General features: G+C 58.1%; 24 protein-coding genes and 1 riboswitch. Of the genes, 12 read left to right on the top strand and 12 right to left on the bottom strand.

The window, feature by feature from the left end; genetic code table 11:
* Positions 1 to 3: 3 nt before the first annotated feature.
* Both ACVWVQ_RS07025 and ACVWVQ_RS07020 read right to left on the bottom strand, forming a co-directional pair.
* Positions 4 to 1,539, bottom strand: a complete 1,536-nt coding sequence (locus ACVWVQ_RS07025; RefSeq protein ID WP_457507609.1) for a site-2 protease family protein — start codon at positions 1,537 to 1,539, stop codon at positions 4 to 6.
* A gap of 278 nt (positions 1,540 to 1,817) precedes the next feature.
* Complete coding sequence (locus ACVWVQ_RS07020; protein ID WP_457507607.1) at positions 1,818 to 2,060, bottom strand: DUF751 family protein; 243 nt, start codon at positions 2,058 to 2,060, stop codon at positions 1,818 to 1,820.
* 459 nt (positions 2,061 to 2,519) lie between these two features.
* Here ACVWVQ_RS07020 and ACVWVQ_RS07015 point away from each other — a divergent pair, with 459 nt between their 5' ends.
* Together ACVWVQ_RS07015 and ACVWVQ_RS07010 are read left to right on the top strand one after the other, a co-directional pair.
* Positions 2,520 to 3,122, top strand: coding sequence for a hypothetical protein (locus tag ACVWVQ_RS07015; protein WP_457507605.1), 603 nt, complete (start codon positions 2,520 to 2,522; stop codon positions 3,120 to 3,122).
* A 166-nt stretch (positions 3,123 to 3,288) separates the two neighbouring features.
* Complete coding sequence (locus ACVWVQ_RS07010) at positions 3,289 to 3,936, top strand: flavin prenyltransferase UbiX (RefSeq protein WP_414356563.1); 648 nt, start codon at positions 3,289 to 3,291, stop codon at positions 3,934 to 3,936.
* A gap of 125 nt (positions 3,937 to 4,061) precedes the next feature.
* On the opposite strand, the gene ACVWVQ_RS07005 is transcribed toward ACVWVQ_RS07010, so the two are convergent.
* Entirely contained in the window at positions 4,062 to 5,180 is a 1,119-nt protein-coding gene (locus ACVWVQ_RS07005; protein WP_457384713.1) for an alpha/beta fold hydrolase, read from the bottom strand.
* A 101-nt stretch (positions 5,181 to 5,281) separates the two neighbouring features.
* Here ACVWVQ_RS07005 and ACVWVQ_RS07000 point away from each other — a divergent pair, with 101 nt between their 5' ends.
* From ACVWVQ_RS07000 to cbiE, 3 genes are all read left to right on the top strand, one after another.
* On the top strand, positions 5,282 to 5,935 hold the full coding sequence (locus ACVWVQ_RS07000; protein ID WP_414375151.1) for a cobalt-precorrin-8X methylmutase: 654 nt from the start codon (positions 5,282 to 5,284) through the stop codon (positions 5,933 to 5,935).
* Positions 5,936 to 6,078: 143 nt separating this feature from the next.
* Entirely contained in the window at positions 6,079 to 6,432 is a 354-nt protein-coding gene (locus ACVWVQ_RS06995) for a hypothetical protein (protein WP_457507603.1), read from the top strand.
* On the top strand, positions 6,433 to 7,692 hold the full coding sequence (gene cbiE, locus ACVWVQ_RS06990) for a precorrin-6y C5,15-methyltransferase (decarboxylating) subunit CbiE (RefSeq protein WP_457507601.1): 1,260 nt from the start codon (positions 6,433 to 6,435) through the stop codon (positions 7,690 to 7,692).
* Between the two features lie 46 nt (positions 7,693 to 7,738).
* On the opposite strand, the gene ACVWVQ_RS06985 is transcribed toward cbiE, so the two are convergent.
* On the bottom strand, positions 7,739 to 8,341 hold the full coding sequence (locus ACVWVQ_RS06985) for a LabA-like NYN domain-containing protein (RefSeq protein WP_414332504.1): 603 nt from the start codon (positions 8,339 to 8,341) through the stop codon (positions 7,739 to 7,741).
* 302 nt (positions 8,342 to 8,643) lie between these two features.
* Between ACVWVQ_RS06985 and sfsA the strand changes: the two genes are divergently transcribed.
* The 3 genes from sfsA (at position 8,644) to xth (ending at position 11,518) form a co-directional block, all read left to right on the top strand.
* Complete coding sequence (sfsA, locus tag ACVWVQ_RS06980; protein ID WP_457507599.1) at positions 8,644 to 9,363, top strand: DNA/RNA nuclease SfsA; 720 nt, start codon at positions 8,644 to 8,646, stop codon at positions 9,361 to 9,363.
* Between the two features lie 97 nt (positions 9,364 to 9,460).
* A complete protein-coding gene (locus ACVWVQ_RS06975) occupies positions 9,461 to 10,720 on the top strand; it encodes a GTP cyclohydrolase II (protein ID WP_457507597.1) in 1,260 nt (419 codons plus the stop codon).
* 12 nt (positions 10,721 to 10,732) lie between these two features.
* Positions 10,733 to 11,518: an exodeoxyribonuclease III gene (xth, locus tag ACVWVQ_RS06970; protein WP_414408236.1), complete on the top strand. Its 786-nt coding sequence runs from the start codon at positions 10,733 to 10,735 to the stop codon at positions 11,516 to 11,518.
* Between the two features lie 157 nt (positions 11,519 to 11,675).
* Here xth and ACVWVQ_RS06965 read toward each other — a convergent pair whose 3' ends face one another.
* From ACVWVQ_RS06965 to ACVWVQ_RS06955, 3 genes are all read right to left on the bottom strand, one after another.
* Positions 11,676 to 12,098 (bottom strand): Spy/CpxP family protein refolding chaperone, encoded by a 423-nt coding sequence (locus tag ACVWVQ_RS06965; RefSeq protein WP_457507595.1) that lies wholly within the window; start codon positions 12,096 to 12,098, stop codon positions 11,676 to 11,678.
* 109 nt (positions 12,099 to 12,207) lie between these two features.
* Entirely contained in the window at positions 12,208 to 12,558 is a 351-nt protein-coding gene (locus ACVWVQ_RS06960; RefSeq protein ID WP_414343942.1) for a hypothetical protein, read from the bottom strand.
* Complete coding sequence (locus tag ACVWVQ_RS06955) at positions 12,555 to 13,109, bottom strand: sigma-70 family RNA polymerase sigma factor (RefSeq protein ID WP_457507593.1); 555 nt, start codon at positions 13,107 to 13,109, stop codon at positions 12,555 to 12,557. Before ACVWVQ_RS06955 ends, ACVWVQ_RS06960 begins: the two co-directional genes overlap by 4 nt.
* A gap of 443 nt (positions 13,110 to 13,552) precedes the next feature.
* On the opposite strand from ACVWVQ_RS06955, the gene ACVWVQ_RS06950 reads away from it, so the two are divergent.
* Both ACVWVQ_RS06950 and msrA read left to right on the top strand, forming a co-directional pair.
* Positions 13,553 to 14,485: an ABC transporter permease gene (locus ACVWVQ_RS06950; RefSeq protein ID WP_457507591.1), complete on the top strand. Its 933-nt coding sequence runs from the start codon at positions 13,553 to 13,555 to the stop codon at positions 14,483 to 14,485.
* Positions 14,486 to 14,566: 81 nt separating this feature from the next.
* Positions 14,567 to 15,235: a peptide-methionine (S)-S-oxide reductase MsrA gene (gene msrA / locus ACVWVQ_RS06945; RefSeq protein ID WP_414406783.1), complete on the top strand. Its 669-nt coding sequence runs from the start codon at positions 14,567 to 14,569 to the stop codon at positions 15,233 to 15,235.
* A gap of 16 nt (positions 15,236 to 15,251) precedes the next feature.
* On the opposite strand, the gene cysW is transcribed toward msrA, so the two are convergent.
* The 4 genes from cysW to ACVWVQ_RS06925 form a co-directional block, all read right to left on the bottom strand.
* A complete protein-coding gene (cysW, locus tag ACVWVQ_RS06940) occupies positions 15,252 to 16,079 on the bottom strand; it encodes a sulfate ABC transporter permease subunit CysW (protein WP_414343939.1) in 828 nt (275 codons plus the stop codon).
* Positions 16,069 to 16,881 carry a sulfate ABC transporter permease subunit CysT gene (gene cysT / locus ACVWVQ_RS06935; protein ID WP_414356537.1) on the bottom strand — a complete coding sequence of 271 codons (813 nt, stop codon included), beginning with the start codon at positions 16,879 to 16,881 and terminating at the stop codon, positions 16,069 to 16,071. Before cysT ends, cysW begins: the two co-directional genes overlap by 11 nt.
* A gap of 6 nt (positions 16,882 to 16,887) precedes the next feature.
* Positions 16,888 to 17,943 carry a sulfate/molybdate ABC transporter ATP-binding protein gene (locus ACVWVQ_RS06930; RefSeq protein ID WP_457507588.1) on the bottom strand — a complete coding sequence of 352 codons (1,056 nt, stop codon included), beginning with the start codon at positions 17,941 to 17,943 and terminating at the stop codon, positions 16,888 to 16,890.
* A 221-nt stretch (positions 17,944 to 18,164) separates the two neighbouring features.
* Positions 18,165 to 20,066, bottom strand: coding sequence for a cation:proton antiporter (locus tag ACVWVQ_RS06925; RefSeq protein WP_457507586.1), 1,902 nt, complete (start codon positions 20,064 to 20,066; stop codon positions 18,165 to 18,167).
* A gap of 265 nt (positions 20,067 to 20,331) precedes the next feature.
* Positions 20,332 to 20,427: riboswitch (Glutamine riboswitch) on the top strand.
* Between the two features lie 79 nt (positions 20,428 to 20,506).
* On the opposite strand from ACVWVQ_RS06925, the gene ACVWVQ_RS06920 reads away from it, so the two are divergent.
* Positions 20,507 to 20,959: a DUF4278 domain-containing protein gene (locus ACVWVQ_RS06920; RefSeq protein WP_011434342.1), complete on the top strand. Its 453-nt coding sequence runs from the start codon at positions 20,507 to 20,509 to the stop codon at positions 20,957 to 20,959.
* Positions 20,960 to 21,207: 248 nt separating this feature from the next.
* On the opposite strand, the gene glnA is transcribed toward ACVWVQ_RS06920, so the two are convergent.
* Positions 21,208 to 22,632, bottom strand: a complete 1,425-nt coding sequence (glnA, locus tag ACVWVQ_RS06915; RefSeq protein WP_457383959.1) for a type I glutamate--ammonia ligase — start codon at positions 22,630 to 22,632, stop codon at positions 21,208 to 21,210.
* Positions 22,633 to 23,097: 465 nt separating this feature from the next.
* Between glnA and trxB the strand changes: the two genes are divergently transcribed.
* Complete coding sequence (gene trxB, locus ACVWVQ_RS06910; RefSeq protein ID WP_457507584.1) at positions 23,098 to 24,513, top strand: thioredoxin-disulfide reductase; 1,416 nt, start codon at positions 23,098 to 23,100, stop codon at positions 24,511 to 24,513.
* Positions 24,514 to 24,609 lie beyond the last annotated feature (96 nt).

Here is a 24,609-nt window from a genome sequence, read left to right as displayed (position 1 = left end):
GATCTAGGCCAAGCCCAGTCCATTTTGCAAAAACGGCGGTACCGGCAGCAGGATCAGCACCAGCAGCGTTAGCATCCCCAGCCCCAGCAGATCCCGGGCCTCGTCCAGTTCCGTCACATCGTTGAGGGCCGGCTCGTCGGCACTGGAAATCACAAACAGCAGCAGCGCCCAGAGCAACAGCCAAGGCTGCACCGTCAAAGCCAGCAGCAACACCAACCAGCGGGCTACCCGGCCCACATTCGCTCCCATCTGCTGTCCATACACTGCGTGGACAATGTGCCCTCCATCCAGTTGGCCCACCGGCATGAGGTTAAAGGCAATCACCACCAAGCCCAGCCAGCCGGCAAAGGCCAGCGGGTGCAGATCGATCACCTGCCCCGGCTGCAACTGATCCCCCAGCACCATGCGGGCCAGAATTGCCAGCAGCACCGACAGGCGCGGGTCAAGGCGATGAAAACTAATCGGGGTTGGCTGCCCCTCGGGCACCGCGGGAGGATCTACAGGCGCCGAAAACACCAGCCCCAGCAACAACATGCCCAAAGCAACAAGGCTCCCTGCCAGCGGCCCGGCGACGGCGATATCAAACAACACCTTGCGGTTGGGCACCGGCTCTTTCAACTGGATAAACGCCCCAAAAGTCCCTAGGACAAAAGGCACCGGGATGAAATAGGGCAGCGAGGTTTTGATGTGGTGGCGGCGGGCCACCCAGTAGCGAGTCCACTCATGGGATCCCAAAATGGCAAGGATCCCGACCGCATAGGGCAACCCTTGCATCAGAGAGGGCAAATGCAGCAGCCGGTCAGGGCTAACCCCAGCCGCGTGGGCCCCAGCACTGAGGGTCGTCCAGAAGGTGAATAGCAACAGCCCCAAAGCCAGCAGCGGGAACTCTCGACTGTCCGCCAGGGAGCGCCGCGCCGCCGGGTTGGGCACCAAGGCAAAAAAGGGCTTGCCGGCAAACCCCTCCTGCAGCACCACCAAAAAGCGTTTGCCGAAAGTGGTTTCCACGTTTTGCTGCACCCGCTCATAGGCTTCACTGGGATCCGCCCGCAAGTTGCCCCGGCAGATGATCGCCTGGGGGCGGTACTCCACATTTTGCAAATAAAAGACGTTCCAGGGGAAGCAATGGCTCAGCTTCTCCCGCGGCACTTCGGAGATGGGGGTGTGGGCAAGAGCCAGCGAGACCGGATCTGCGGCGCCGTCTTCCTCCTCTTCCTCTGGCTCAGGTTCCCCAGCCGGCGAGGGATCCGCTTCTGGAGAGGAGTTTTCCACCTCTGGCCGAGGGCCTCCGGTTGAGGGTCGAATACCCCCTCGTCTCACCAAGGTCATGCTGGTAAAGTAGGAGGTGAGAAACAGCAGCAACATCAGCAAGGGAGGCAATTCGTACTGAAACACCTGACGCCCCAGCACCCAAACCAAAGGGGGCAGCATCATCACCAGCCACAGGATCCGCCACGGCACCTTCGAAAGGCGGGCCACACTTTTTTGCAGCAGCAGGTAGGTTGCAGAACCCACCAGCGCCAACAGGATCCAATCTGCCATGAGTTCAAAAAACGGAGGAGAACACCTCTACCAAGCTAGCGGCAAATCCAATCCCCTCGCTACAGCTTGCAGCCGGGATCCCTGAAGAGCCAATTGAGGCTTGGCCTGCCCATAGACCGCCACCATTCCGGGGCAAACTTTTCATTCGCGCGAGCGGTGCGGAGCACTTTACTTCTTGTCAGCAGTGGGGCGAAAAAGAGGGATCCCCTTGAGGCGTGCTTATGCTGCCGGCGTCCACTGCACAGCTTCGCCCATGGGCCCCAACCTCAACCCAGTATCTATTCTGGCCAAAAGGTATTCCCTGTCATGCCTCGCAGGGTGAAATAAACAAATAGAAGCAACAAAAGGGATCCCAGCGTAACCATAGCCGCCGCTGTTGGACTTTTGCGATACAGGCCGACAAAAGGCTGGAGGCCAGCCCAGATCCCCCCCAGCAAAACGGTAATAAAGTAAGTGGGATAACGGGAGACATTCTCCACAAACTGGTCTTCCAGTCTTCTGGGGGGCTGCGGTTGTCGCATAAGAGGCTGGGGCTCCAACTCCTTTTTTCTCAGTGTGCCATAGGTAGCTGTCAACCATCTGGAGGCTGGCCATCTTCAGGGAACTGGCGGCAACTCAAAAAGTGTAGTCATCTCAAACTAGATTGAGACACTCCCCAAACGCTCCGCGCCGCTGCCGCGACCCCCCAGCTCATCTCTCTGGGAGAGGGGGGTTGGAGAGCAATGCAACGGAAATGTTTTATTCCTATTCAAAATGACTATAAATCTCCTCCATTGGCGCTCTTTTGGCAGCCGAGCAACCTCGGCTCCCCAGCCGCTGTGGCACCAACCGACCGGTAAGCAGCCTCTCTGCCGCTTGGCTCACAGCCTCCGCGAGGGAGAAAGTCCATCGTCCCCTCATATCAAAAAGAACATCTACTTCACGAAGAGTGGTTGGAGCGAAGGGGAGACTGTGCAGATTCAGGAAACCGAGAACCTGATATGGTAGGCGTTATCTTGCCTGCTTTGCCCGTTTGCTTGGCGCGGCCACTTTCTTCTGGACTGATGCGAGAATTGCCCTCTGATCCTTCCAATCGTGCCGGCGTACCCTTTGGGGATCAGACCCTGGCGCTGATGCGCGTCCAGGAGGCCCTAGATCAACTGGAGGCAGCCATTCTCAGCAGCCCTCGTCTGTTCTGGTCTCGCACCCTCATTGAAGAAGAAAAGATTCTGGAGCAGTTGGACTTTATCCGCCTGAACCTGCCAATAGCCCTAGAGGAAGCGGAAGAATTGCTGCGCCAGCGGGATCGGATCTTGGCGGAGGCCAATCGCTACGCCCAAGAAATTGTGGCCGCGGCCCAGCGCAGGGCCGAGCAGCTCCTCAACGAATCGACCATTCTGCGACAGGCCCAAGCTCAAGCGGAGCAGTTGTTGCAACAAACCTATCAACAGAGTGAGGAAGTGCGGCGACAGACGCTTCAGGAATCGGAGCGCCTGCAGCGGGAAGCCCACCGTTACGTGGATCAGGTTTTGCAAGACCTGGAGTTGCGGTTGGTGGAATCCTTGCGGGTGATCCGCAACGGGCGACAAAATCTGCAAACCTAACAGCAAAGAGCCAGACTGCGACTTGAACGCTGCCTTCAACCTGTGCCAGGAGCATTTTTATCCCGCGTTGTGCAAGTCTTTTGGAGCGGTGGGTTAGGGATCCCCTGAGCAGGCGAGGGACAGCTCCCCTCGCTAGACTTGAGCAGAAGACGTTCCCCGGCGGCCCTTGACATCCTCTCTGCCTATCATCCTTGGCGTATCTGGCGCTTCAGGGATGCTCTATGCTGTGCGTGCTCTGCATGTTCTGCTCAGCCTGGACTACTGTGTCGAAGTGGTGGTCTCCAAAGCGGCCTATCAGGTGTGGCAGGGAGAACACGGGGTGCTGCTGCCGACAGACCCCCGCAAGCAGGCCCACTTTTGGCGACAACAAGCCGAGAGCAGCGGTGGATCCCTGGTTTGTCATCGCTGGCAGGATGTGGGGGCAACCATTGCCAGTGGCTCCTATCGCACGCAGGGGATGTTGGTGATCCCATGCAGCATGGGTACAGTTGCCAAGTTGGCTGCCGGCTTGAGCTCGGATCTGCTGGAGCGGGCTGCTGATGTGCAGCTCAAGGAGGGACGACGCTTGGTGGTGGTGCCGCGGGAAACCCCCTTTAGCCTGATCCACCTGCGCAACTTGACCACTCTGGCAGAAGCGGGGGCGCGCATTGTTCCGGCCATTCCAGCTTGGTACCACCAGCCGCGTACCATCCTAGATTTGGTGGATTTTGTGGTGGTGAAGGCGTTGGATCAGTTCGGTATTGATGGCGATCTCATTCGCCGCTGGCAGGGGATGCGCCAGCATCAGATCCTCAAGCTGCCCCCTGATCTCTGAGCGGGATCCCTTTTCCCGGCGGCAGGCTGGGATTTGGCTTGGGGGTGTTCCAAGCTGGGGGGGCCCTGTGCCGATAGCCCTCACTTGTGGCACCTTGCCGGGAATAGCTCAGATCACTTGCTGAGCTAGCCGACTCGGGGATCCCGCTGAAGGGGGGTGGGCAAGTCAGGGCAGGTCTCCAGACTGGCCGCCCATTCCCCGATGAGGGTGTTGACCCAGTGAGGCAGCTCGTCGTGGGCGCAGTGGCCTACTCCCGGCAGCTTCACCAAGGTGAGGGCAGGTTGCCAGCGCTTAAATTGGTCTGCCAAAAAACTGGGCACTGCCGGATCTTCTCGGCCCCAAAGTAGCAAGATAGGCATTTTTAGGGTGGGCAGCAGGCGTTTGGGGCTGTCGAAGCGGCGGCAGAGAATGGCCCTCAGACCGTCCAAAAACACGTGGGCTGCCCCCGGCTCAAAGGCCGGTCTCTGGAAGATCTGCACCAGCTCGTCATCCACCTGCTCATCCCGCTTGTAGACGTTTTTGATCCAAGCTCGTAGCACCTCGGTTTGTCGCAGCCAGTTGAAGAGGTGGGGATAAGTGAGGGGGCACCCCAGCAACGACAGAATCCCTTCGCAGAGGGCTCGCACCAGAGCATCCCAGGGAGAGGGCAATTCTTCCGGATGGGGCCCATCGGCGCAGCTAATCAAGCACAGGCCCTTCACCATCTGGGGATAGCGGGCGGCGGCAATGACTCCCACCAAGCCCCCGATGGAATGGCCCACCAGGATGCTGGGCTGCTGGATGTGAGTTTGCCAAAACTCGTACACCTGCTCCACCCACAGATCAACGCTGTAGGCGATCTCCGGCTTGGCACTCTTGCCAAATCCCAGCAAGTCGAGGGCATAGACGGAGCGCTGGGATCCCAGAGGGAGAATGTTGTGGCGCCAATGACCCACTGACGCTCCAAATCCATGGATTAAAAGGGCCGGAGCTGCCGTTAAGTTGACGACACCGGCAGGGGTTTGGGCGCGACTGGGGGTGTAGGTGAAATGGATGGGCCAGCCCCGCCAATGCCAGGTTTGGGAGTAGCCGTAGCGAGGCAAAGCCGACAAGGGATCCCTGTCGCTGCCCGTTGGGGAAGGGGGGGGCGCATCAACAGAGGAGAAACCGGGAGCGCCAACGGAATTGGCGCCGACGGGAGCAGAAGGGGAAGGATGGGAGTCGAGTCCGTGCAAGGGAGAAGTGGGTGATAACAATAGGCTCATCTCCAATTTAGGCTAGACCAATCTTAGTGGTTTCCTCGGCTCATCATTTAATAGGACGTACTTTGCCACCGGTTCTTCTATATCTTCCAGGACATGCCAGCATGACTGTGTCCATAACCCCAGACCCAATGGATGAAGCCTTCGGGATAGACCCGATTACCGCTGCCAGCTTTCGCCAGATCGATCAAGAGATCGGCCCCCACCCCTGGCAAGGGATCCCTTATGAGGTGGTGCGCCGCGCCATTCATGCCACTGCCGACTTTGAGCTACGGGATCGCTTTTTCTTCGGCCCCAACGCCGTCGAACAAGCCCTGGCAGCCCTGCGGCAAAAGCGGCCTGTCGTTGTCGATGTCAGGATGGTGGCAGCCGGGATCCAGTCAGGTCTGAGAGCGCAAGGGATCCCGCTCCATTGCGCTTTGGACTGGGTGGAGGAGCCTCGTTGGCCCGGCCAAACCCGTGCCGCTAATGGGATGGTGAACTTAGCACGCCGCCATCCGGAAGCCCTGTTTGTCATCGGCAATGCCCCCACTGCACTGCTGGCTTTGGTGGAGGAGATTCGGGCACAGCGGGTCAAGCCGGCCTTGGTGATCGGAGTGCCGGTGGGATTTGTGGCGGTGGAAGAGGCCAAGCAGGCGTTGGCGCAAACGGATGTTCCCCAGATTCGCGTGGAGGGCCGCAAAGGCGGATCCCCGGTAGCCGCTGCCGTTGTCAACGCCCTTCTCTTGGCAGCCCAACGGGATCTCATCCCCAACTGACTAGAATTGGGGGTAAGTCTTCAGGCCCGTTCCATGACTCCAGAACAAGAGGAGTGGCTGATCCGCAACCTTCAGCAACAACAAGAACAAATCCAAGAAATGCGAGCCAGCAGCAACGATCTGCCGAGCGCTTTGAGGCGCAGATGGCCGAGATGAGGGCTGAACGCCAAGCCGCGGAGGCTCAATTTCAAATCGAGATCCAAGAAATCAGGGCGTTCATTCAACACAACCAGGAGCGGATTCGACAGAACGAAGATCGGGGAGATGAGCTGGAGGTGGCCATACAGGAGTGCCGCCGGGATATGCAGGCCGGGTTTGCAGAACTGAGGGAAGCGCAAGCCATGATGATGGAGCAATTTCGGGAGCGCGATGGCCGCCTGATCGAGGCTCAACTCAGCTTTATTCGCGAGATGCGAGAAATGCAACGGGAAGTGGCGGAGCTGCGACTGGATTTTCTCAATCACATGCGCCAATACCACCCACCTGTCGAACGTTAAATGGCTACGGCAGCACCTGGGCGGTCACCTCAGCTTGCGGTCGTAGGGGTAGCGGGGGATGGCTCTGTGGCTTCCTGGGGGATCCCCCCCCTTTCCCAAGCCAGGGTTTTGGCAGGAGCCCCTCATCTGCTCCGGCACTTTACCGATCATCCGGCCCGCAAGATCCCGCTCACCGGGCCGGTGGAAAGTTGGATCCCGCTTTTGCAGCAGGAGATGGCTCAGGGATCCCTAGTTTTGTTGGCCAGCGGGGATCCGCTTTTTTTCGGGATCGGGCGGCTGTTGACGGAGTATTTCCCAGCGGAGCGGTTGGCCTTCTATCCGCAGGTGAGCTCGGTGCAGCTGGCCCTGAACCGCCTGCAGATCCCCTGGCAGGAGGCGACCATCCTCAGCCTGCACGGGCGGGGAGTGGAGCGGTTGGAAGCCGTTCTCAAGCAGGGATCCCCTGTGATCGTGGTGCTCACCGATCCGGAGCATACACCGACCGTCTTGGCCCAGTTCATTGCCGACCTGCGGCTGCCGGTGCGTTACCAAGCCTGGGTCTGTAGTCAACTGGGATCCCCTCAAGAACAGGTCGTGCCCCTCCAAGAAGGGGAAGACGCCGTTTTCCCCAGCCCCAACGTTGTGGTGCTGCGACGAGTAGAGCCGGAGCCAGATCCCCATCGCTGGCCTTTGGTCGGGATCCCGGACGACCAGTTCTACACCTTTCCCGACCAGCCCGGCTTGATCACCAAGCAGCCCATCCGCCTGCTCACCTTGGGATCCCTGCAGCTCCCCCAGGAGGGCGTGGTGTGGGACATCGGTGCCGGCACCGGCTCGGTGGCCATCGAAATAGCCCGTCTTTCCCCCCAACTTCAGGTGTACGCCGTTGAGCGGAATGCCGCCGGCATCTGCCTGATTCGGCGCAACCGGCAACGCTTTGGACTGGAGAACCTGCAGGTGATCCCGGGGGCAGCCCCCCAAGTGTTGGCCGACCTGCCAGATCCGGATCGGGTGGTGCTGGGCGGCGGCGGCAAAGGGATCCGCAATCTGCTGCCGGTGGTGGAAGCCCGCCTGCGGCCTGGAGGGATCTTGGTGGCCAACTTCGCTACCCTAGAAACCTGCAGCGAGGCCCTGCAATGGCTGCGTTCGCGCGGCTGGCAAGTTCGAGTAGATCACGTTCAGATCTCCCGCTCTGCCGTCCTGGCCGAGGGTACCCGCTTTGCCCCCCTGAACCCGGTTTACCTGCTGCAAGGGATCCCTTCAAATTGGAAAGCCCAGTAAGCCCCCCGTTGCTCTGCTTTCCCTTCTCCCTGTGGGGGAGGGAAAGTTATCCCTCGTCCTCCTCATCGGCGGTGAACCCCGGTCGGTACAGGTAGGCGGAGGAGGGACGGTTGGTCTTCTTGATTTGGTCTTTGATGGATTCCAGGTCGATGTAGCGATCCGCCAAGTTGATCAGTTGATCGCTGGTCATGGAACGCAAGCTGACCACCTCCACTCGTGCCCCTTGATAGCTAACGGCATTGACCGCATAGGCCAAGTCTCCATCGCCGCTCACCAGCACAGCCGTCTCATACCAGCGCACCAGCGACAGCATATCCACGGCAATTTCCACATCCAGGTTGGCTCTCTTGGATCCATCGGGCAACTGGGTTAGCTCTTTGGTAACCACGCGGTAGCCATTGCGGCGCATCCAGAGCAAAAACCCCTGCTGCTTTTCGTTGTTGCGATCGACGCCGGTGTAGAAAAAAGAGCGCAAAAGGGGCGACCGACCACTCAGCGTCTTCAGCAGGCGGGTGTAGTCGATCTCAATGCCCAGTTGCAGAGCGGCGTAGAACAGATTAGACCCGTCGATGAATATGGCCACACGCCCACGGTTGTCCTGCAAGGGATCCGCAGGCTGAAAGCCGGGATCAGGATCAAGACGCAGCATTCGGGTTTTCTTCTCCAAGTTTTGACAAAAGGGCAGAAAAAAGAGGTGTTAAATGGGTTTAATCGCCAATACAGCTCTTTCCGGCAGCACTGACTACAGCTAATGCAGATGCCTCTCTTGTGCGATAGGGATCTTACTGCTTCCCAGAGTGATCTGCAGAATTCCCATGAAGTCGGAAAAAGCCGTAAAAGGCTGCCCCAAGCCCTGGGACACATGATTTACCCTAGCGCAGGAGAGACGATCCCCGGAGAAGATTTCCAAAATCCTAAAGAAAAATACCTACGAAAGGAGAGGCTTTGGGGATGGAGTGCGGGGATGGGCCGGTACCTTACCGCTTTTCGAGCCCCTTGCACAGAGGGGTGCTGCGCAGCCGCTACAAGCGGTTTTTGGCCGATGTGGAGCTGGAAAACGGGCAACAGATCATCGCTCATTGCCCCAACACGGGGCCGATGAGTGGGGTCTGTCAGGTGGGGGCACCTGTGTACCTCTCCCATCACCCGGAGCCAAAACGGAAACTGGCCTACACCTGGGAAATGATCCAGGTGGATGGGGTATGGGTGGGGATCAACACCAGCTTGCCCAATCGCCTGGTGGACTGGGGGCTGGAGCGAGGGTGGTTTCCTCAATTGGCAGGGTTTTCTCGCCGGCAACGGGAGGTGACCTGCGGCAGGAGCAAAATCGACTTTCTGCTGACAGGAGACTCTGGCTCGGCCTATTTGGAGGTGAAGAATACCACCTGGGCTGTGGGATCCCGCGCGCTGTTTCCCGATACGGTGACCACCCGCGGCCAAAAACACCTGGAAGATTTGATCGCGGTGCGCCAACAGGGGCAGCGGGCTCTGCTGCTGTACTGGATCAATCGCGCCGATTGCACCGAGTTTGCCCCCGGCGAAGAACGGGATCCCCGCTATGCCCGTCTGTTTCGTGAGGCCCTGCAAGCCGGAGTGGAGATGTTGCCCTATCGGGTCGAGGTTTCGCCGGCAGGGATCCGCCCCTTGGGTTTGGCCAAAATCGTTGTCTAAGCACCCCAAAAGAAGGGTCAGGCTCTCTGGAAACGGCTGGGGATGGCCTATAATACTGCTTTCTCCAGATTCTTAGTTTTCCAAGCACTTGAGGACCATGAGCAAACCTTCCTCCCGTCCTCATCACATTGTCCTGACTTCCCATCCCTCCCCTCATGGGACGCAAGCCCAGCCGATCCGCTGGGGAGCCTTGGATCCGCTGCGGCGGGGGCCGGTGGTGGGTAGCCTAACCAATCTTGCCCATCGCAATGTCATCGGCACTCATTCGGGAGCCTACGCTGTTTACCGGGCATTGGCTGTAGCCAGTGGCTCTCTGCAGGCGGATCACCGCGCCGATTTAACCCATACTGCCCCGGTGGTGTCGATTGGCCCTCACCCAAGCTGGGGAGATCCAGACCGGATTGTGTCCTTGGATCCCTGGGGAGCGGTTGTGGGAGAAGTCTTTGCCCCCCTCTATGCCCAGGGCTACGACATTCGTCCCACCATTGCCATTACCCAGGCCCACATCCACATGCCCGAACTGCAGGAGGCGGTCAACAAAGGGCGGTTGCGGGTGGATGGCCGGATCCTCAAAGACAACGGCAGCCTGGTGGTCACCAAAGCCGCAATCGAGCCGGTCTGGTACCTGCCGGGGATCGCCAAACGATTGCAGGTGAGCGAAAGCCTGCTGCGCCGCACCCTCTTCGAGCAGACGGGAGGCATGTTTCCAGAATTGGTGACTCGCCCAGACCTATCGGTGTTTTTGCCGCCCATCGGTGGCCAGACGGTGTACATCATCGGGCAAGTGGCCGCCATCACCGACCCGGCCTTGCCCCTGGCGGTGCGGGTTCACGACGAATGCAATGGTTCCGATGTGTTTGGCTCGGATATTTGCACCTGCCGCCCCTATCTGGTGCATGGCATTGAAGAATGCGTTAAGACGGCCCAAGCCGGTGGAGCCGGGGTGATCGTGTACCTGCGCAAAGAAGGCCGCGCCTTGGGAGAGGTGACCAAGTTTTTGGTCTACAACGCCCGCAAGCGCCAGGAAGGAGGGGATCGGGCTGATGCCTACTTCGCCCGTACCGAGTGTGTGGCAGGGGTGCAAGACATCCGGTTTCAGGAGTTGATGCCGGATGTGCTCCATTGGCTGGGCATAACCCGAATCGATCGCCTGATTTCCATGAGCGACCTCAAGTATCGAGCCATCACCAACTCCGGCATTGAGGTCGTGCAGCGGGTGCCCATCCCAGAAGAGCTGATCCCGGCGGATGCCCGTGTGGAGATCGAGGCCAAAAAAGCTGCCGGCTACTACACTGAGGGTGAGGTGCTGGATGCGGAGCGGCTGGCCCAAATCCGAGGAAGGGCCTTGGTGGAGTGAGCGGGATCCCTCATGCAAGTGGCTACCTGGAATGTCAACTCCATTCGCACCCGGCTGCCTCAGGTTTTGGCTTGGCTGGACAGCCAGGGATCCCTGGATGTGCTCTGCCTGCAGGAGACTAAGGTGGTGGATGAAGACTTTCCCCGGGCGGCCTTTCAGGAGCGGGGCTTTCATGTGGAGGTCTACGGGCAAAAGTCCTACAACGGTGTGGCTCTGATCAGCCGGGATCCCCCGGAAAAAGTAGAACGGGGGTTTGGTGCGCTGCTGCCTTCGGCGGCAGATTTGGACGAGCAAAAGCGGCTGATGAGCGCCATCTACCGCGGGATCCGTATTCTCAACCTTTATGTGCCCAACGGTTCTGAGGTGGGATCGGAAAAATACGCCTATAAATTGCGCTGGCTAGCCACGCTGAAGGATTACCTCGCCGTTGCCCTGAGCCAAGGGGATCCCATCCTGCTCTGCGGGGACTTTAACATTGCCCTGGAAGATCGGGATATTTATGATCCCCAAAAAGCGGGAGAAATCATGGCTTCCGAACCGGAGCGACAAGCCCTGCGGGAGATCCTGGCTTTAGGGTTTGAAGATGCGTTTCGCAGGTTCACCCCAGATCCCGGCCATTTTAGCTGGTGGGACTATCGCTCAGGGGGGTTTCAAAGGAATCGCGGCTGGCGCATTGATCATCATTATCTGTCTCGTGAGCTACAGGAGAAAGCCACCGCTTGCTGGATCGATGTTGAGCCACGGCGGGCCGAAAAACCCAGCGATCATGCCCCTGTCATTGTTGCCCTGGATATTTAAGCGCCTTGTTATAGTCATTTCAAGCTAGGTTGAGACACTCCCCAAACGCTCCCTGCCACTGCCTTCACCCCTTCTCTCAGAGGAAGAGGGGAGCCAGGCGGAAATGTTTCATTCCTGTTTAAATGACCACAACAGCTCATACCAACCAGCCATCCAATTAAAATGGAGCGGCCTCTTCGAGAATTTTCAGCAGGTGTTGCCGCTGTTCTGAGCTGAGGACCTGTCGCATTTCCAGAACTGCCTCAAAACGTTTGGCATTTACTTCTTGGCTTAGCTGTTGTACCCGCTGAAATTGAGCTGCCACTTCTGACTCAGGGGCATCGCCGACCAGCAACTCCCGCAATCGACCGCGGGCTGCCCTCAACTCCAAAATGCGCTCCAACAACTCTTCCTGTTTGCGGTGGCGGATCTGCTGCAATTGCCGCAACTGCTCGTCGGAGAGGTTCAGCTCCTGCAAATTGCGAGCAAAGGGGCGGCGCAAATCCATCATTCGCAGGGGGCGGGGTTGGCCCATCACCGGTTCACCCAGGGATCCCAGGTAGAGTGGCAAAATGGGGATCCAAATCCAAGCATTTCTCATGGTTCTTTGCAGGCTTTTTCTAAGAATCTGACCAAGAATCTGACCAAGGTCTCAGAAGTCTCAGCGGTGTAATGGTCAATGAAGGGGGATATTCGTGAGGCTGATGGATTTAGGATCCCTCTGGATCGCGTTCTATCCACCAAGTTTCGGTTTCTGTTCCCTCTGGGCTCAGCAAGCTTCCCCAAGTGCTCACCAAAAAACTTTCTAGGGCTTCGGTCTCCTGGGCCACCACCTGTACCTGCCAGCGCTGATAGCCAATCCAGCCCAGCAAAGCGCCCGCCAAAAGGGAGATGCCAACCCAACGCCAAGGGTGCTTGAGCCGGCCATGAAGTGGATGAGTCGCCACAACTTGAAGGATCTGCTCCTCCAGCCCAGAGGCCGCAGGGGGAGGGAGGGGGCGATATTGACGCAAAAAGTGGCGCAGCCGCTCGTCTGCTAGGGGGTTGGGGTGCTCACTCATGGGGTAATGCCCTCCTGAAGTAGGTGTTGACGGATGGTGGCACGGGCGTAAAACAGCCGGGACTTCACCGTTCCCACCGGGATCCCTAAAATCTCGGCGATTTCTTTCTGGGGCAGATCTTCTAGGTCGTGCAGAATCAGAACCATTCTGTGTTCAGAGCTAAGCTGAGCCATGCTTTGCTGTAGAGCCTGTTGGTAGTGCAAGTGCATCAGGTCGGGGCCAGGGTGAGCGATATCCGATCTAAGAGCCGGGTTTTGGATTTGGGAGTGTTGCCGGGCGCAGCGCCGTCGCTGATCTGAGGCCACATTCCAACAGATGCGATACAGCCAAGTGGAAAACTGGGCCGAGCCGCGAAACCGAGGCAACCCTTTCCAGGCACGAATAAACACTTCCTGTACCAGGTCATCCAAAAGATCGGCTCCACACAAGGGATAGAGGATATTCCGTACCGACTGCTGGTATTTGCGGTAGAGTTGGCGAAAGCTCTGGCTGTCGCCGTTGAGGCAGCGCTGGATCAGCTCCCAATCGGATGTATCCTTTGCTGCCTGCACAAGAGGACGCTCCCTTGTTCTCAACCTTGCTTTGTCTGACTCCCAATGCCCCCAAAAGGTTCAAAGGATCCCTGTCTACGATGGCCCTCCACTTCCCGCCAAGCAAGATATGGTCGTTTAGGCTAGAGTGAGATACCTGGGCTATACGAGAAAAGCCTTATGGCCCCATGCATTATTGCTCCGCAGCGCTGACGCGACGACGCGACCAATGTTTTAGGTGTGGGTGCAGTGTCCTAGTTTGAGTCGAAATGACCATACCGGCATCTTCTGATTGCCGTTTTCCCTCAAAGGATACCCGCCGGCAGGTGTAGACAAGCCAATCCCTCTTGCCTGTTCGCACTTTCTCAATCCCAATTCTGTTGAATTCTATTGGCTCGTCGACCTACAATTCCAATAACACCAAAAAGAGGAAATGAAAAGCTGATCTTCATGCCTGCCTGGCCATGGCCAAAACAACTCAGATAACCGATAAACCCGATCTGTTTGGATTCCTCTATCGTCACCCGACGCTCACCCTTGCCATTCTGTTGGGGCCACCTCTCATTTGGTTGCTGGTCTTTTACTTGGGGCCGCTGCTGGCGCTGCTGCTGCAAAGTTTTTATCATCTGGATCCCTTTACCGGCCTGATCCTGAGAAAGTTGACTTTGGCCACCTATCGGGAGCTGCTCACTCCTGCCAGCGTGGATATCTTTGTCCGCAGCTTGACTATGGCTTTGGCAGTGACCCTAGCTGCAATTGTGTTGGCTTTTCCTCTGGCTTATACCATGGTCAGACTGGCCTCTCCTCGCTGGAAGGACTTTTTGTACTTGTTGGTGCTCCTACCGCTTTGGTCTAGTTATTTGATTCGGGTTTATGCCTGGAAGTTGATCCTGGCCAAAGAAGGGATCCTTACCTATCTACTCACCCATGTGGGCCTACAGGGCTGGGTGGAAAAGATTTTGCAGTTGCCCGGGATCGGTGGGCCATCGCTGGCTGTATCCAACTTGGGTATTTTCTTGGTGTTTCTCTATGTTTGGCTGCCCTATATGATTCTGCCGATCCAGGCGGCTTTGGAGCGAGTGCCTGATAGCTTAATTGAGGCTTCTGCAGATTTGGGAGCTCAGGGTTGGCAAACGTTCCGCCATGTTACTCTTCCCCTCGCCTTGCCAGGGATCCTGGCCGGGTCGGTCTTCACCTTTTCCTTAACGCTAGGAGATTTTGTGGTGCCTTATTCTCTGGGCAATTCCAGCTATTTCATCGGGCAGGCAGTTCTCGCCTTTCAGGGCACCTCTGGCAACATTCCCTTGGCGGCAGCCTTCACGGTTGTGCCGATGGGGATCATGACCGTCTATCTGCTAGTGGCCAAGCGGCTGGGGGCTTTTGAATCGGTGAGCTGACCCGATCAAGGATTTTTCCAACACATGAGGAGCCAACTGAGCTATGCTGGTAACTGTTAACGAATGTATCGGGCTGTCCCTATGGTGCTCTTTGGCTTTGGCAAACTTGGCAAGAAACTGTCCCTGCCCAAACCGGAAGAAGCCTTGCCGGGCCGGGCCGAGCCGATGGTGATCGTGAATCGGCATTTTGTCAATGGCCATCCGCTGCAGCCGCCTTTTCCCGAGGGCATGGAGCTGGCCTTGTTTGGCATGGGCTGCTTCTGGGGGGCAGAGCGCAAGTTTTGGCAGGTGCCAGGGGTGTTCAGCACAGCGGTGGGCTACGCTGGCGGGTTTACCCCCAACCCCACCTATGAAGAGGTCTGTACTGGCCTGACTGGCCACAACGAGGTGGTGCGGGTGGTTTACGACCCAGCTCAGGTCAGCTATGCCCAACTGCTGAAGGTGTTTTGGGAAAATCACGACCCTACCCAGGGGATGCGCCAAGGCAATGATGTGGGCACCCAATACCGCTCCGGCATCTATGTGTATTCTCCGGCGCAGCGGGAGCTGGCGGAAAAAACCCGCGATCTCTATCAGCAGGCCCTGACCGCCCACGGCTACGGCCAGATCACCACCGAGATCTTAGACGCGCCTGAGTTTTACTACGCCGAAGACTACCACCAGCAATATCTGGCCAAGAATCCGCGCGGCTACTGCGGCCTGGGGGGCACTAAGGTTTGTCTGCCAGAGATCCTCACCGAGCCCGTCTGATCCACACCCTGACGGATCAAAAGATCCGGCGGGAATGGGATCCCCGCTCAAGGAACTCCCTAGCCACTAGGGTTACCACCGCCAGCAAGGAGAGCACCACCGCCGCCGCATAGGCTGAGCCGGTGGCATAACTGCGGTAGGCATCTTCCACGAACAGGGGCAAGGTCTGGGTGCGGCCAATGATGTTGCCGGAAACCACAGCCACAGCGCCGAACTCCCCCATGGCGCGGGCATTGGTCAAGATGACGCCGTACAGAAGGCCCCAGCGGATGTTGGGCAGGGTGATTCTCCAGAAGATCTGCCAGGGGGTCGCCCCCAGCGTTTTGGCGGCTTCTTCCTGGTCGGTGCCTGCCTCCTCCAACACCGGCAACACTTCCCGCGCCACAAAAGGAAGGGTGATGAAAGCCGTTGCCAACACAATGCCCGGAAATGCAAAGATAACCCTCCAGGATCCCAGCCAACCCTGACGCCCGAAGATGAGCACCAGCATTAGGCCGGCCACCACCGGGGAAATGGAAAAGGGCAAGTCGATCAGGCTCAGCAGCAGCGCCCGCCCCGGAAAACGCCGGTGGGCAATGGCCAAGGCGGCACAGAGGCCGAAAAAGGTATTGAGGGGCACAACGACCAGCGCCGTCAGCACCGTCAACCGCAGGGCACTGAGCAACTCCCGCTCCGTCAGGCGATGGAGAAAGGCTGGGATCCCTTCTCGAAACGCCTGATAGAAGATGTTCACCACCGGGATCCCCAGCAGCAGCGCGATGTAGAGCCCGACGATCCCGATCAACAGGCCCGACAGCCATGTTGAGGGCTTCGGTTTGACACCTGCTACCTCGTCAGGTTTCATGGCGACTTCCCCAGGCTTGCAGAAGGTTAATTACCACCAGCGACAGGAAAGAGATCCCCAACATCACCGTTCCGATCACCGTTGCCCCAGCATAGTCGTGTTGTTCCAGCCGCTGAATCACCAGCACCGCCGCAATCAAGTCCCGAAAGGGAATGCTGGAAGCGATGATCACCACAGAGCCGTATTCCCCCACGGCGCGGGAAAACCCTAGGGCTACCCCGGTGAGCACCGCCGGCAGGATCTGGGGCAGCACCACGCGCCGGAAGGTCTGAAAGCGGGAAGCCCCCAAACTCCAGGCTGCCTCTTCCACATCTTTCTCCAGCTCCTGCAACACCGGCTGCACCGTCCGCACCACAAAGGGAAAAGAAATAAACAGCATCGCCACCCCCACCCCCAAGCGGGTAAAGGAGATGCGGATCCCCAAGGGGGCCAAAAGGGATCCCACCCAGCCGTTGCTGCTGTAAACCGTTGCCAGGGTGAGGCCGGCCACGGCGGTGGGCAAAGCAAACGGCAGATCGATCAACCCCTCGAGAAGCTTTTTGCCGGGGAAGGCGTAGCGCACCAGCACCCAGGCAGTCAGGGTGCCCATCACGCCGTTGATCAGGGCCGCCAGCAACGCGGTTACAAAAGTAACTTCATAGGCGGAGAGGGCCACGGGATCCGTCGCGATCCGCCAAAACTCCGCCCAGCCCACGCTGCTGGACTTGGCAATCAAGGCAGCCAGCGGCAGAATCAACATCAAGAAGAGATAGCCCAGGGTCAGCCGCCACGGCCAAGACAGTTGAGACAAAGCTTGCAGCAACGTTTCTCAAGCTCCCACCGGCATTGCGGTCATTTCGGTTTTTTTGTCGTTTTTTTTGACGGGAAAGGCTTTCACCACCTTGGGGCGCACATAGACCTGCTGCCCCACCTGCAGGGGTTGGTTGGCATATTGCTCGCGGCTGAGATGGGCCCACAGGGATCCGCCATCGCTAAGAATCAGCTCCGCCTGAATCTCCCGACCCAGGTGGATGATCTCCTTAACGCGGGCAGAAACACCACTGCTGCCGGGGTTGACCTCAATCTGCACATCGTGGGGGCGCAAAAAAAGCTGATGCGGGCCGGCCTGCACCTCGGGAAGCTGGCAAAAGAGTTGGGAGCGGGGAGAAAGCTCGTTGACCGGGCCGACAAAGCTCATCACAAAGGGTGTAGCTGGATGGTCATAGATTTCTGCCGGGGATCCCACCTGTTCGATCCGCCCCTGGTTCATCACCACGATCTGATCCGCCACCTCCATGGCTTCCTCTTGATCATGGGTTACAAATACCGTTGTCACATGCACCTCATCGTGCAGGCGCCGCAACCACTTGCGCAGCTCTTTGCGGACTTTGGCATCCAGGGCCCCAAAGGGCTCATCCAACAGCAACACCTGCGGCTCCACCGCCAAAGCGCGGGCTAGGGCCACCCGCTGCCGCTGCCCCCCAGAGAGTTGAGAGGGGTAGCGATCCCCGAACCCCGATAGCTGCACCAGCTCCAGCAGCTCATCCACCCGTGCCCGAATCTCGGCCCGTGAAGCCTTGCGGATCTCCAAGCCAAAGGCGATGTTCTGCCGCACCGTCATGTGCTTGAACAGGGCGTAGTGCTGAAAGACAAAACCAATGTTGCGCTCTTGAACGCTGGCATGGGTAGCATCCCGCCCGGTGAGGAAAATCCGCCCCGTATCCGGCTTTTCTAGGCCGGCAATGAGACGCAGCAGGGTGGATTTGCCAGAACCCGATGGCCCCAAGAGGGCAACCAGGGATCCCGTAGGAATGGTGAGATCGGTGGGGTGAAGGGCCTGAAACTCGCCAAAACGCTTCGATACCCCTTCGATGGTGATACCCATAGGTTCTGCCTATCTAGTGGTTTGCCTGAGAAGTTGCTGGATCGGTTGCCGGCTGAGTCTTCTTGAGAGGGTGAGGGCAGTTAAACTCGCGGCTAATCTACGGTAAACCTGTCAACAAACCGTTGATACAGCTCCCAGGATAACTTGAACGGGGATCCAAAACAAGGGAGACTCCCTACCCAAATCCGTTGGAGTGCTTCGCGTGTAGCAGGGGTGGTGCGTCAATCGGCAGAGCCAGGGATCCCTGCCCATTCCGGCTGAACGGGCCGCTGCCAGCGTTCCCACCACGCCGAGGAAGATTCTGCCGGGCTGCTGTCATGGCTACTGTTGGCAGGGCTTTCTGGGGATAGGGGTTGGGCCTGCTGCGTTAGCCAACTGAGGGGGGCAGGGATCAGGCAACTGGGGTGGAGAGGGCGCAGATCGCGGTAGTGGCTGCTGCGAATGGCCAGGATCTCCTGCTGAATGATGTCTGGGGGTTCTCCCAATTCCAGCAACACATGGCTGCACAGACCCAAGCTGGCCTCGAATTCGGGATGGACAACTTCTCTGGCCCCCAACTGATAGAGCTGTTCGATGTCTTCCTTGTCGGTAGCTCGCACCACCACATCCAATCGCGGCGCCAACTCCAGAGCTCGTTTTAGGCAGAGGCGGATGCTCATGCGATCCGGCAGGGCAATGACCAGAGCGCGGGCCTGGGGCAGGCAAGCTTTCTCCAGCACCAAGGCGCTGGCGGCATTCCCATACAAGTAAGGGATCCCACGGGAACGCAGGTGTTGGATCACCCGTTCTGACTGATCGATAACCAAGAGGGGGTGACGACGGGCTTCCAGAATGCGCACAATATCTTGCCCCACCTGCCCATAGCCGCACACCACCACATGCCCCTGTTGAGGAGCCTCAGGGGCCAGAGCACGAGGCCGCTCGCCCAATTCCAACCAACGGGCCAAGAAGGGGATCCCGTGTAGCCCGGAAAACAGTCGAGGAGCGCCCCTCAGCAGAAAGGGGGTGAGCAGAAGGGTAACGGCTGTGGTGCTGACAATCAACAAATAGATCTGCCGCGACACCAATCCCAAAGCCTGCCCCTCGCTGGCCAGCACAAAGGAGAATTCGCCGATTTGCGATAGGCCCAGCCCCACCACCACCGCTGCCGGCAGAGCGTAGCCAAACAGCCGCGCCAAGGGAGCCACGATGCAAAACTTGCCCACCATCACCAGCCCCACCAGCCCCAGGATCAGCAACAGATGGCCGAGGATAAAGCTGGGATCGATGAGCATGCCGATGGCCGCAAAAAAGAGAGCGGCAAACACATCCCGCAAAGGCTCCACATAGTCCAGGGTTTGGTCGGCGTATTCCACCTCCGAGATCATCAGCCCGGCAATGAAGGCCCCAATCTCGCTGGAAATGCCCAGCCGCTCCGTCAACAGGGCAATCCCCACGCAGAGGCTGATCACCCCCAGCAGAAACACCTCTTTGCTCTCCTGCTGAGCCAGCAGACGCAGGAAACCGGGAACCAGCCAAATCCCGCCTACCACCGCCCCCAGCCCCACCAAGCCGATTTCTGCCAAGGCCCTGGCCAGGGATCCCGCCAGCTCCGGCAAGGGACAATCCAAAGCCGGCAACACCGCCAGCATCAGCCCCACCGCCAAGTCCTGCACAATCAGGATCCCCAACATGGCTTGGGCTTGGGGAGTGTCCATCTGGTTGGTCTCGGTGAGGCTTTTGAGCACCACCGCCGTGGAAGACAAGGAGAGTACGGCCCCTAAAAAGATCCCTTGCACCGGCGTCAACCAGCCGCTGACCACTGCCAGCACCGCCGTGATCAAAATCGTCAGGCTGATTTGCAAAATGCCGCCGCCAATGGCGATCCCCCGCACTTTGCGCAATTCTTTCAGGGAAAACTCCACCCCCAAGGTGAACAGCAAAAAGGTCACCCCAAATTGAGCCAGGGTTTCCACCTGAACCAACTCTTTGATCCACCCCAGCCCGGTGGGCCCCACTAAGATCCCGGCTAATAAGTAGCCCAGCAACACCGGCTGCCTCAGCAGTGAGGCCAAAAATCCACCCGCTGCCGCTGCCGCCAATACCGTCACAATGTCCAAAATCAGACGAAAGTCTTCCTGCACAGGGCACTCACCGAGGAATGTGAACTTTTGTAGCCAATCCTGAGGATTCTTCCACGATAATGCTTCCTCTGGCATCTCGGACAGAGCGAAGAACTCGGCTTCAAGCTCTGCACCCTGCTGCCCCCGAGGATCCCGGCTGGCCCAGCCCGGATTCAGATCCAGCCTGGATTCAGAGGAAGCTGGACGGAAACTCAGTGGAAATTTTTGTTAAAAGTTGCTGACAACACCCCAAAACCGTAGCTTATAATACAGAATGTAGATAGAAATCGTTCATCCTCTCGCGTGCTGGGCGGCTCATCATGGGTAGAGCGACATCGCAGCCAGAGGACGGAAGTAGGGAGAGATCCCGAAGGAACGCGCCTCAACTCTTCTGGTAACCGTGGGGCTTCTCTTGGGAGAAGGCGAACGGATGAAAACTCAACTCATTGGAGGCGAAGATCATGGCACTCTTTTACCGTGGCGTCGATTACACCCCCTCTTCTGCAACTGCAGCGGTTTCTCCCGGCAAAGTGGGGGGTCGTTACCGGGGGCTGGACTGGCGGTTCCGCCACCTGAGCAAGCCGGTGGTTTTGCCCACCAACCTTGACCTGCTCTATCGGGGTGTTGCTCATCATCTCAAGGCGGCCGAAGGGCCGGCTCAACCCGTTCAGACGGCAGAGGCATCTGCCCCGGTGGCTGCCAATGGCCGTTCTCATGTCTTGGATGAGCTGTCTCGCCGCTTGATGATGAGCCATCAACGCTTGATTCGGATTCGCCAGCAATCCATGCTGCTCCGCGGTACAGAGCAGATTGGCCTGCATGTCAACGTGCGCAACTTCTGGAACCGCATCCAAGGAAAAGTGCATCCCACCTTTCGGCTCAACTACGACCGTAGCCGTGTCAGCATGAGCTGATCTGCCCGTAACTGTTGATGCTCTGGCATGAGCTCAGCGAGAAGGGATCCCGGCTGGGGATCCCCTTTTGGTTTCTGGGTTGAGCTTCCTCAGGTCGATGGACGGCACAGGACGCTTCAACGCTGGCACGAGGTGCTGTTGACCAAAAGTAGCTAAGTTGCCCAAGGGATCCACAATTGAGGGGTGCTATTTCCTCGGAAAAAAACGGGATCCCATCAGGGATCCCGCTGCAGAATCGGCCACACCGCTTAGGCGTCGAAGTAAAGGGCGAACTCGTAGGGGTGAGGCCGCAGATTCATGGGGTTGATCTCGTTGTCGATCTTGTACTCGATGTAGGTCTGGATCAGATCTTCGGTGAAGACGCCTCCCTCCAGCAAGAAGGCATGATCCTTCTGCAGGTTTTCCAGGGCATCCAGCAGGGATCCAGGCGTGGAAGGGATCTTGGCCAGCTCTTCCGGCTCCAGATCGTAGATATCTTTGTCCAAGGGCTCGCCGGGATGGATCTTATTCTTGATCCCGTCCAGGCCAGCCATCAGCATGGCCGAAAAGGCGATGTAGGGGTTGCAGGTGGCATCCGGGCAGCGGAACTCCAGACGCTTGGCCTTGGGATTGTTGCCGGTCACCGGAATGCGAATGGCGGCGGAACGGTTGCCCTGGGAGTAAGCCAGGTTCACCGGCGCCTCAAAACCGGGCACCAAGCGCTTGTAGGAGTTGGTGGTGGGGTTGGTGAAGGCCAGGATCGCCGGGGCATGCTTGAGCAGGCCACCGATGTAGTAGAGAGCCGTCTCGCTCAGGTTGGCATAGGTGCCTTCGCTATAGAACAAAGGCTGACCATCCTTCCAGAGGGACTGGTGGGTGTGCATGCCAGTGCCGTTGTCGTTAAATAGGGGCTTGGGCATGAAGGTGACGGTTTTGCCGTGCTTGCGGGCCACGTTCCGGAGCACGTATTTGTAAACCATCATGTAGTCGGCAGCCGTGATCAGATCGGCAAAGCGATAGCCCAACTCCCCTTGCCCGCCGGTAGCCACCTCGTGGTGATGCTTCTCAATGGGCACCCCCAACTTGCCCATGGTCAGCAGCATCTCGGTGCGGATGTTTTGATGGGCATCGGTGGGCGGGGCCGGGAAATAGCCCTCTTTGTAGCGAGGCTTGTAGCCCAGGTTGCCACCTTTCTCCTCGCGGCCCGAGTTCCAGCGACCTTCGATGGAATCCACGAAGTAGTAGGCCGAGTTTTGGGTTTGGTCGAAACGAACATCCTCAAAGATGAAAAACTCTGCCTCCGGCCCGAAGTAGGCAGTATCGGCAATGCCCGTCGATTGCAGATAGGCAACGGCACGGGCGGCAAGGCTGCGGGGACAACGGCTATAAGGCTGGCCGGTGCGCGGCTCAACAATGCTGCAAGTTATGCTGAGGGTGGGCACCTCCAGAAAGGGATCGATCCAAGCCGTCTTGGGATCCGGCACCATGTACATGTCCGACTCGTTGATCGCTTTCCAGCCCCGGATACTGGATCCGTCAAAGGGAAGCCCCTCGGTGAAGGTTTCTTCCTTGATCATCGAGGTGTGGAAGGAAACATGCTGCCAGGTGCCAAAGATATCCACAAACTTGAGATCCACTATCTGGACGTTGTTGTCCTGGATCATCTGAAGCACTTCTTGGGGCGTGGATGCCATTACTCTCTCCTGATTGGGTTGCGGTTAGGACTGGGGGAACTGTGGCTGAAACAAATGGGATCCCAGCAGGTGATCCCCACGCTTCGACCCAGACAGGCCAAAAACGCTCACTCATCCTAGAAAGGCCAACACGGGTATTTTGTAGTTTCTGATACAAAATTCATTTGAGCTCCGCTTTCTGACCAAGACCAAATTGCTGGCCATCTCAGACACCTCTTTTCCTTCTGGCTTGGGTCAACCGGGATTGGGTGTTGGGGATCCAAAACTTGGGCAATGGCCGCCACTTGGCCAACCTCTGGGCAGAGATAACCCTATGGGATGGGCAAAAAAGGCCCCAATGGCCTGAGGCGAGCGAAAATGAGGCTAATAGGCCTCGGCCTCGACCGGTTCGCCAATTGGTGTTAAGCTAAAGCGTAGTCGTTATGAGTTTGGCTTTTATTCCCATTGCAGAAGGAGAGACATCGGATGACAGAGCAAAGTCGGGTTGAGAATGTGGTGATCATCGGCTCCGGCCCTGCTGGGTTTACAGCAGCCATTTACGCTGGGCGTGCCAACCTGAAGCCGGTTGTGTTTGAGGGGTTCCAGGCGGGCGGGATCCCTGGCGGGCAACTGATGACCACCACCGAGGTGGAAAACTTTCCGGGCTTTCCCGAAGGCATCACCGGCCCCCAACTGATGAAGAACATGCGAGCCCAAGCGCAGCGGTGGGGGGCGGAACTCTACACTGAAGATGTCACCTTCGTCGATTTAAGCCAGCGGCCCTTTGTCGTCCGTTCTGACGAGCGGGAATTGCGCACCCACAGCCTGATCATCGCCACCGGGGCCACAGCCAAGCGCCTACACCTGCCCGGAGAGGAGACCTATTGGAACCGGGGCATGTCGGCCTGTGCGATCTGCGATGGGGCTATGCCTATGTTCAGAGGGGTGGAACTGGTGGTCATTGGCGGCGGCGATACTGCTTGTGAGGAAGCCACCTACCTGACCAAGTTTGGATCCCATGTGCATATGCTGGTGCGGAGTGACAAAATGCGGGCCAGCAAAGCCATGCAAGATCGTGTCCTCAACAATCCCAAGATTACCGTGCACTGGCACAGCGAAGCGGTGGAAGTGGTGGGGGATGGTCTGCGTCTGACCGGGGTGAAAGTGCGCCACAACCAAACCGGCGAAATCCGCGAGATGCCGGTAGGTGGCCTATTTTATGCCATTGGCCATAAGCCCAACACAGACCTATTTAAAGGGCAACTGGAACTGGATGAAATCGGCTACATCGTCACCCGACCGGGCTCCGTGGCCACTAGTGTGGAAGGGGTCTTTGCCGCTGGAGATGTGCAGGATCACGAGTTTCGTCAGGCCATCACCGCCGCCGGTACCGGCTGTATGGCAGCGATGTTGGCGGAGCGTTGGCTCTCCGAACACGGCTTGGCCCAAGAGTACCATGTCCTTGCCCAGAGTCCTCCTGAACCCAGCCCTGCCGCTGCTTCTGAGGCAGAGTCTGCTGGGGATCCTGCTGTTGAGGAGGCCAGCTTTGAGGAGAATGGACAGGATGACTTAGACTTCAGCAAAACTTGCCATGAAGGGAGCTATGCTCTGCGGCGGCTTTATCACGAAAGCGACCGCCTGCTCATGGTCAAGTACACTGCCCCCACCTGTGGCCCCTGTCATGCCCTCAAGCCGATCTTGAACAAAATCATCGACGAGTTCTCCGACAAGCTGCACGTGGTGGAGATCGACATCGAGAAAGATCCGGAGATTGCAGAGGCAGGGGGGGTGACGGGCACCCCAACGGTGCAGTTTTTCAAAGACAAGGCCCTGGTGGCCCAGTTGGTCGGCGTTAAGCCCAAATCCCAATATCGAGAGGTGATCCAGGCAAATTTGTGTTAGGACATTTTCCCCGTCCTCTTCAACCCCTGGCTTTAAGGGGTGGTCGTGGGTTATGCCTTGGTTTGAGCTATTCCCTCGCCGCCGATCCCTTTCCCA

The organism is Thermostichus sp. MS-CIW-36, from assembly GCF_054059035.1.
The sequence above is the reverse complement of the archived record's forward strand: the minus strand, read 5'-3'. Positions and strand labels throughout refer to the sequence as shown.

What these genes read in the sequence shown, in the direction of transcription:
- xth (WP_414408236.1), top strand. Translation starts at nt 10,733, where the DNA reads ATGCAAGTGGCTACCTGGAATGTCAACTCCATTCGCACCCGGCTGCCT.
- trxB (WP_457507584.1), top strand. Translation starts at nt 23,098, where the DNA reads ATGACAGAGCAAAGTCGGGTTGAGAATGTGGTGATCATCGGCTCCGGC.
- ACVWVQ_RS06995 (WP_457507603.1), top strand. Translation starts at nt 6,079, where the DNA reads ATGGCCGAGATGAGGGCTGAACGCCAAGCCGCGGAGGCTCAATTTCAA.
- ACVWVQ_RS06930 (WP_457507588.1), bottom strand. Translation starts at nt 17,943, where the DNA reads ATGGGTATCACCATCGAAGGGGTATCGAAGCGTTTTGGCGAGTTTCAG.
- cysW (WP_414343939.1), bottom strand. Translation starts at nt 16,079, where the DNA reads ATGAAACCTGACGAGGTAGCAGGTGTCAAACCGAAGCCCTCAACATGG.
- msrA (WP_414406783.1), top strand. Translation starts at nt 14,567, where the DNA reads ATGGTGCTCTTTGGCTTTGGCAAACTTGGCAAGAAACTGTCCCTGCCC.
- ACVWVQ_RS07005 (WP_457384713.1), bottom strand. Translation starts at nt 5,180, where the DNA reads ATGAGCCTATTGTTATCACCCACTTCTCCCTTGCACGGACTCGACTCC.
- ACVWVQ_RS06950 (WP_457507591.1), top strand. Translation starts at nt 13,553, where the DNA reads ATGGCCAAAACAACTCAGATAACCGATAAACCCGATCTGTTTGGATTC.
- sfsA (WP_457507599.1), top strand. Translation starts at nt 8,644, where the DNA reads ATGGAGTGCGGGGATGGGCCGGTACCTTACCGCTTTTCGAGCCCCTTG.
- ACVWVQ_RS07000 (WP_414375151.1), top strand. Translation starts at nt 5,282, where the DNA reads ATGACTGTGTCCATAACCCCAGACCCAATGGATGAAGCCTTCGGGATA.
- ACVWVQ_RS06985 (WP_414332504.1), bottom strand. Translation starts at nt 8,341, where the DNA reads ATGCTGCGTCTTGATCCTGATCCCGGCTTTCAGCCTGCGGATCCCTTG.
- ACVWVQ_RS07020 (WP_457507607.1), bottom strand. Translation starts at nt 2,060, where the DNA reads ATGCGACAACCGCAGCCCCCCAGAAGACTGGAAGACCAGTTTGTGGAG.
- glnA (WP_457383959.1), bottom strand. Translation starts at nt 22,632, where the DNA reads ATGGCATCCACGCCCCAAGAAGTGCTTCAGATGATCCAGGACAACAAC.
- ACVWVQ_RS06965 (WP_457507595.1), bottom strand. Translation starts at nt 12,098, where the DNA reads ATGAGAAATGCTTGGATTTGGATCCCCATTTTGCCACTCTACCTGGGA.
- ACVWVQ_RS07015 (WP_457507605.1), top strand. Translation starts at nt 2,520, where the DNA reads ATGGTAGGCGTTATCTTGCCTGCTTTGCCCGTTTGCTTGGCGCGGCCA.
- cbiE (WP_457507601.1), top strand. Translation starts at nt 6,433, where the DNA reads ATGGCTACGGCAGCACCTGGGCGGTCACCTCAGCTTGCGGTCGTAGGG.
- ACVWVQ_RS07025 (WP_457507609.1), bottom strand. Translation starts at nt 1,539, where the DNA reads ATGGCAGATTGGATCCTGTTGGCGCTGGTGGGTTCTGCAACCTACCTG.
- ACVWVQ_RS06975 (WP_457507597.1), top strand. Translation starts at nt 9,461, where the DNA reads ATGAGCAAACCTTCCTCCCGTCCTCATCACATTGTCCTGACTTCCCAT.
- ACVWVQ_RS06920 (WP_011434342.1), top strand. Translation starts at nt 20,507, where the DNA reads ATGGCACTCTTTTACCGTGGCGTCGATTACACCCCCTCTTCTGCAACT.
- ACVWVQ_RS06960 (WP_414343942.1), bottom strand. Translation starts at nt 12,558, where the DNA reads ATGAGTGAGCACCCCAACCCCCTAGCAGACGAGCGGCTGCGCCACTTT.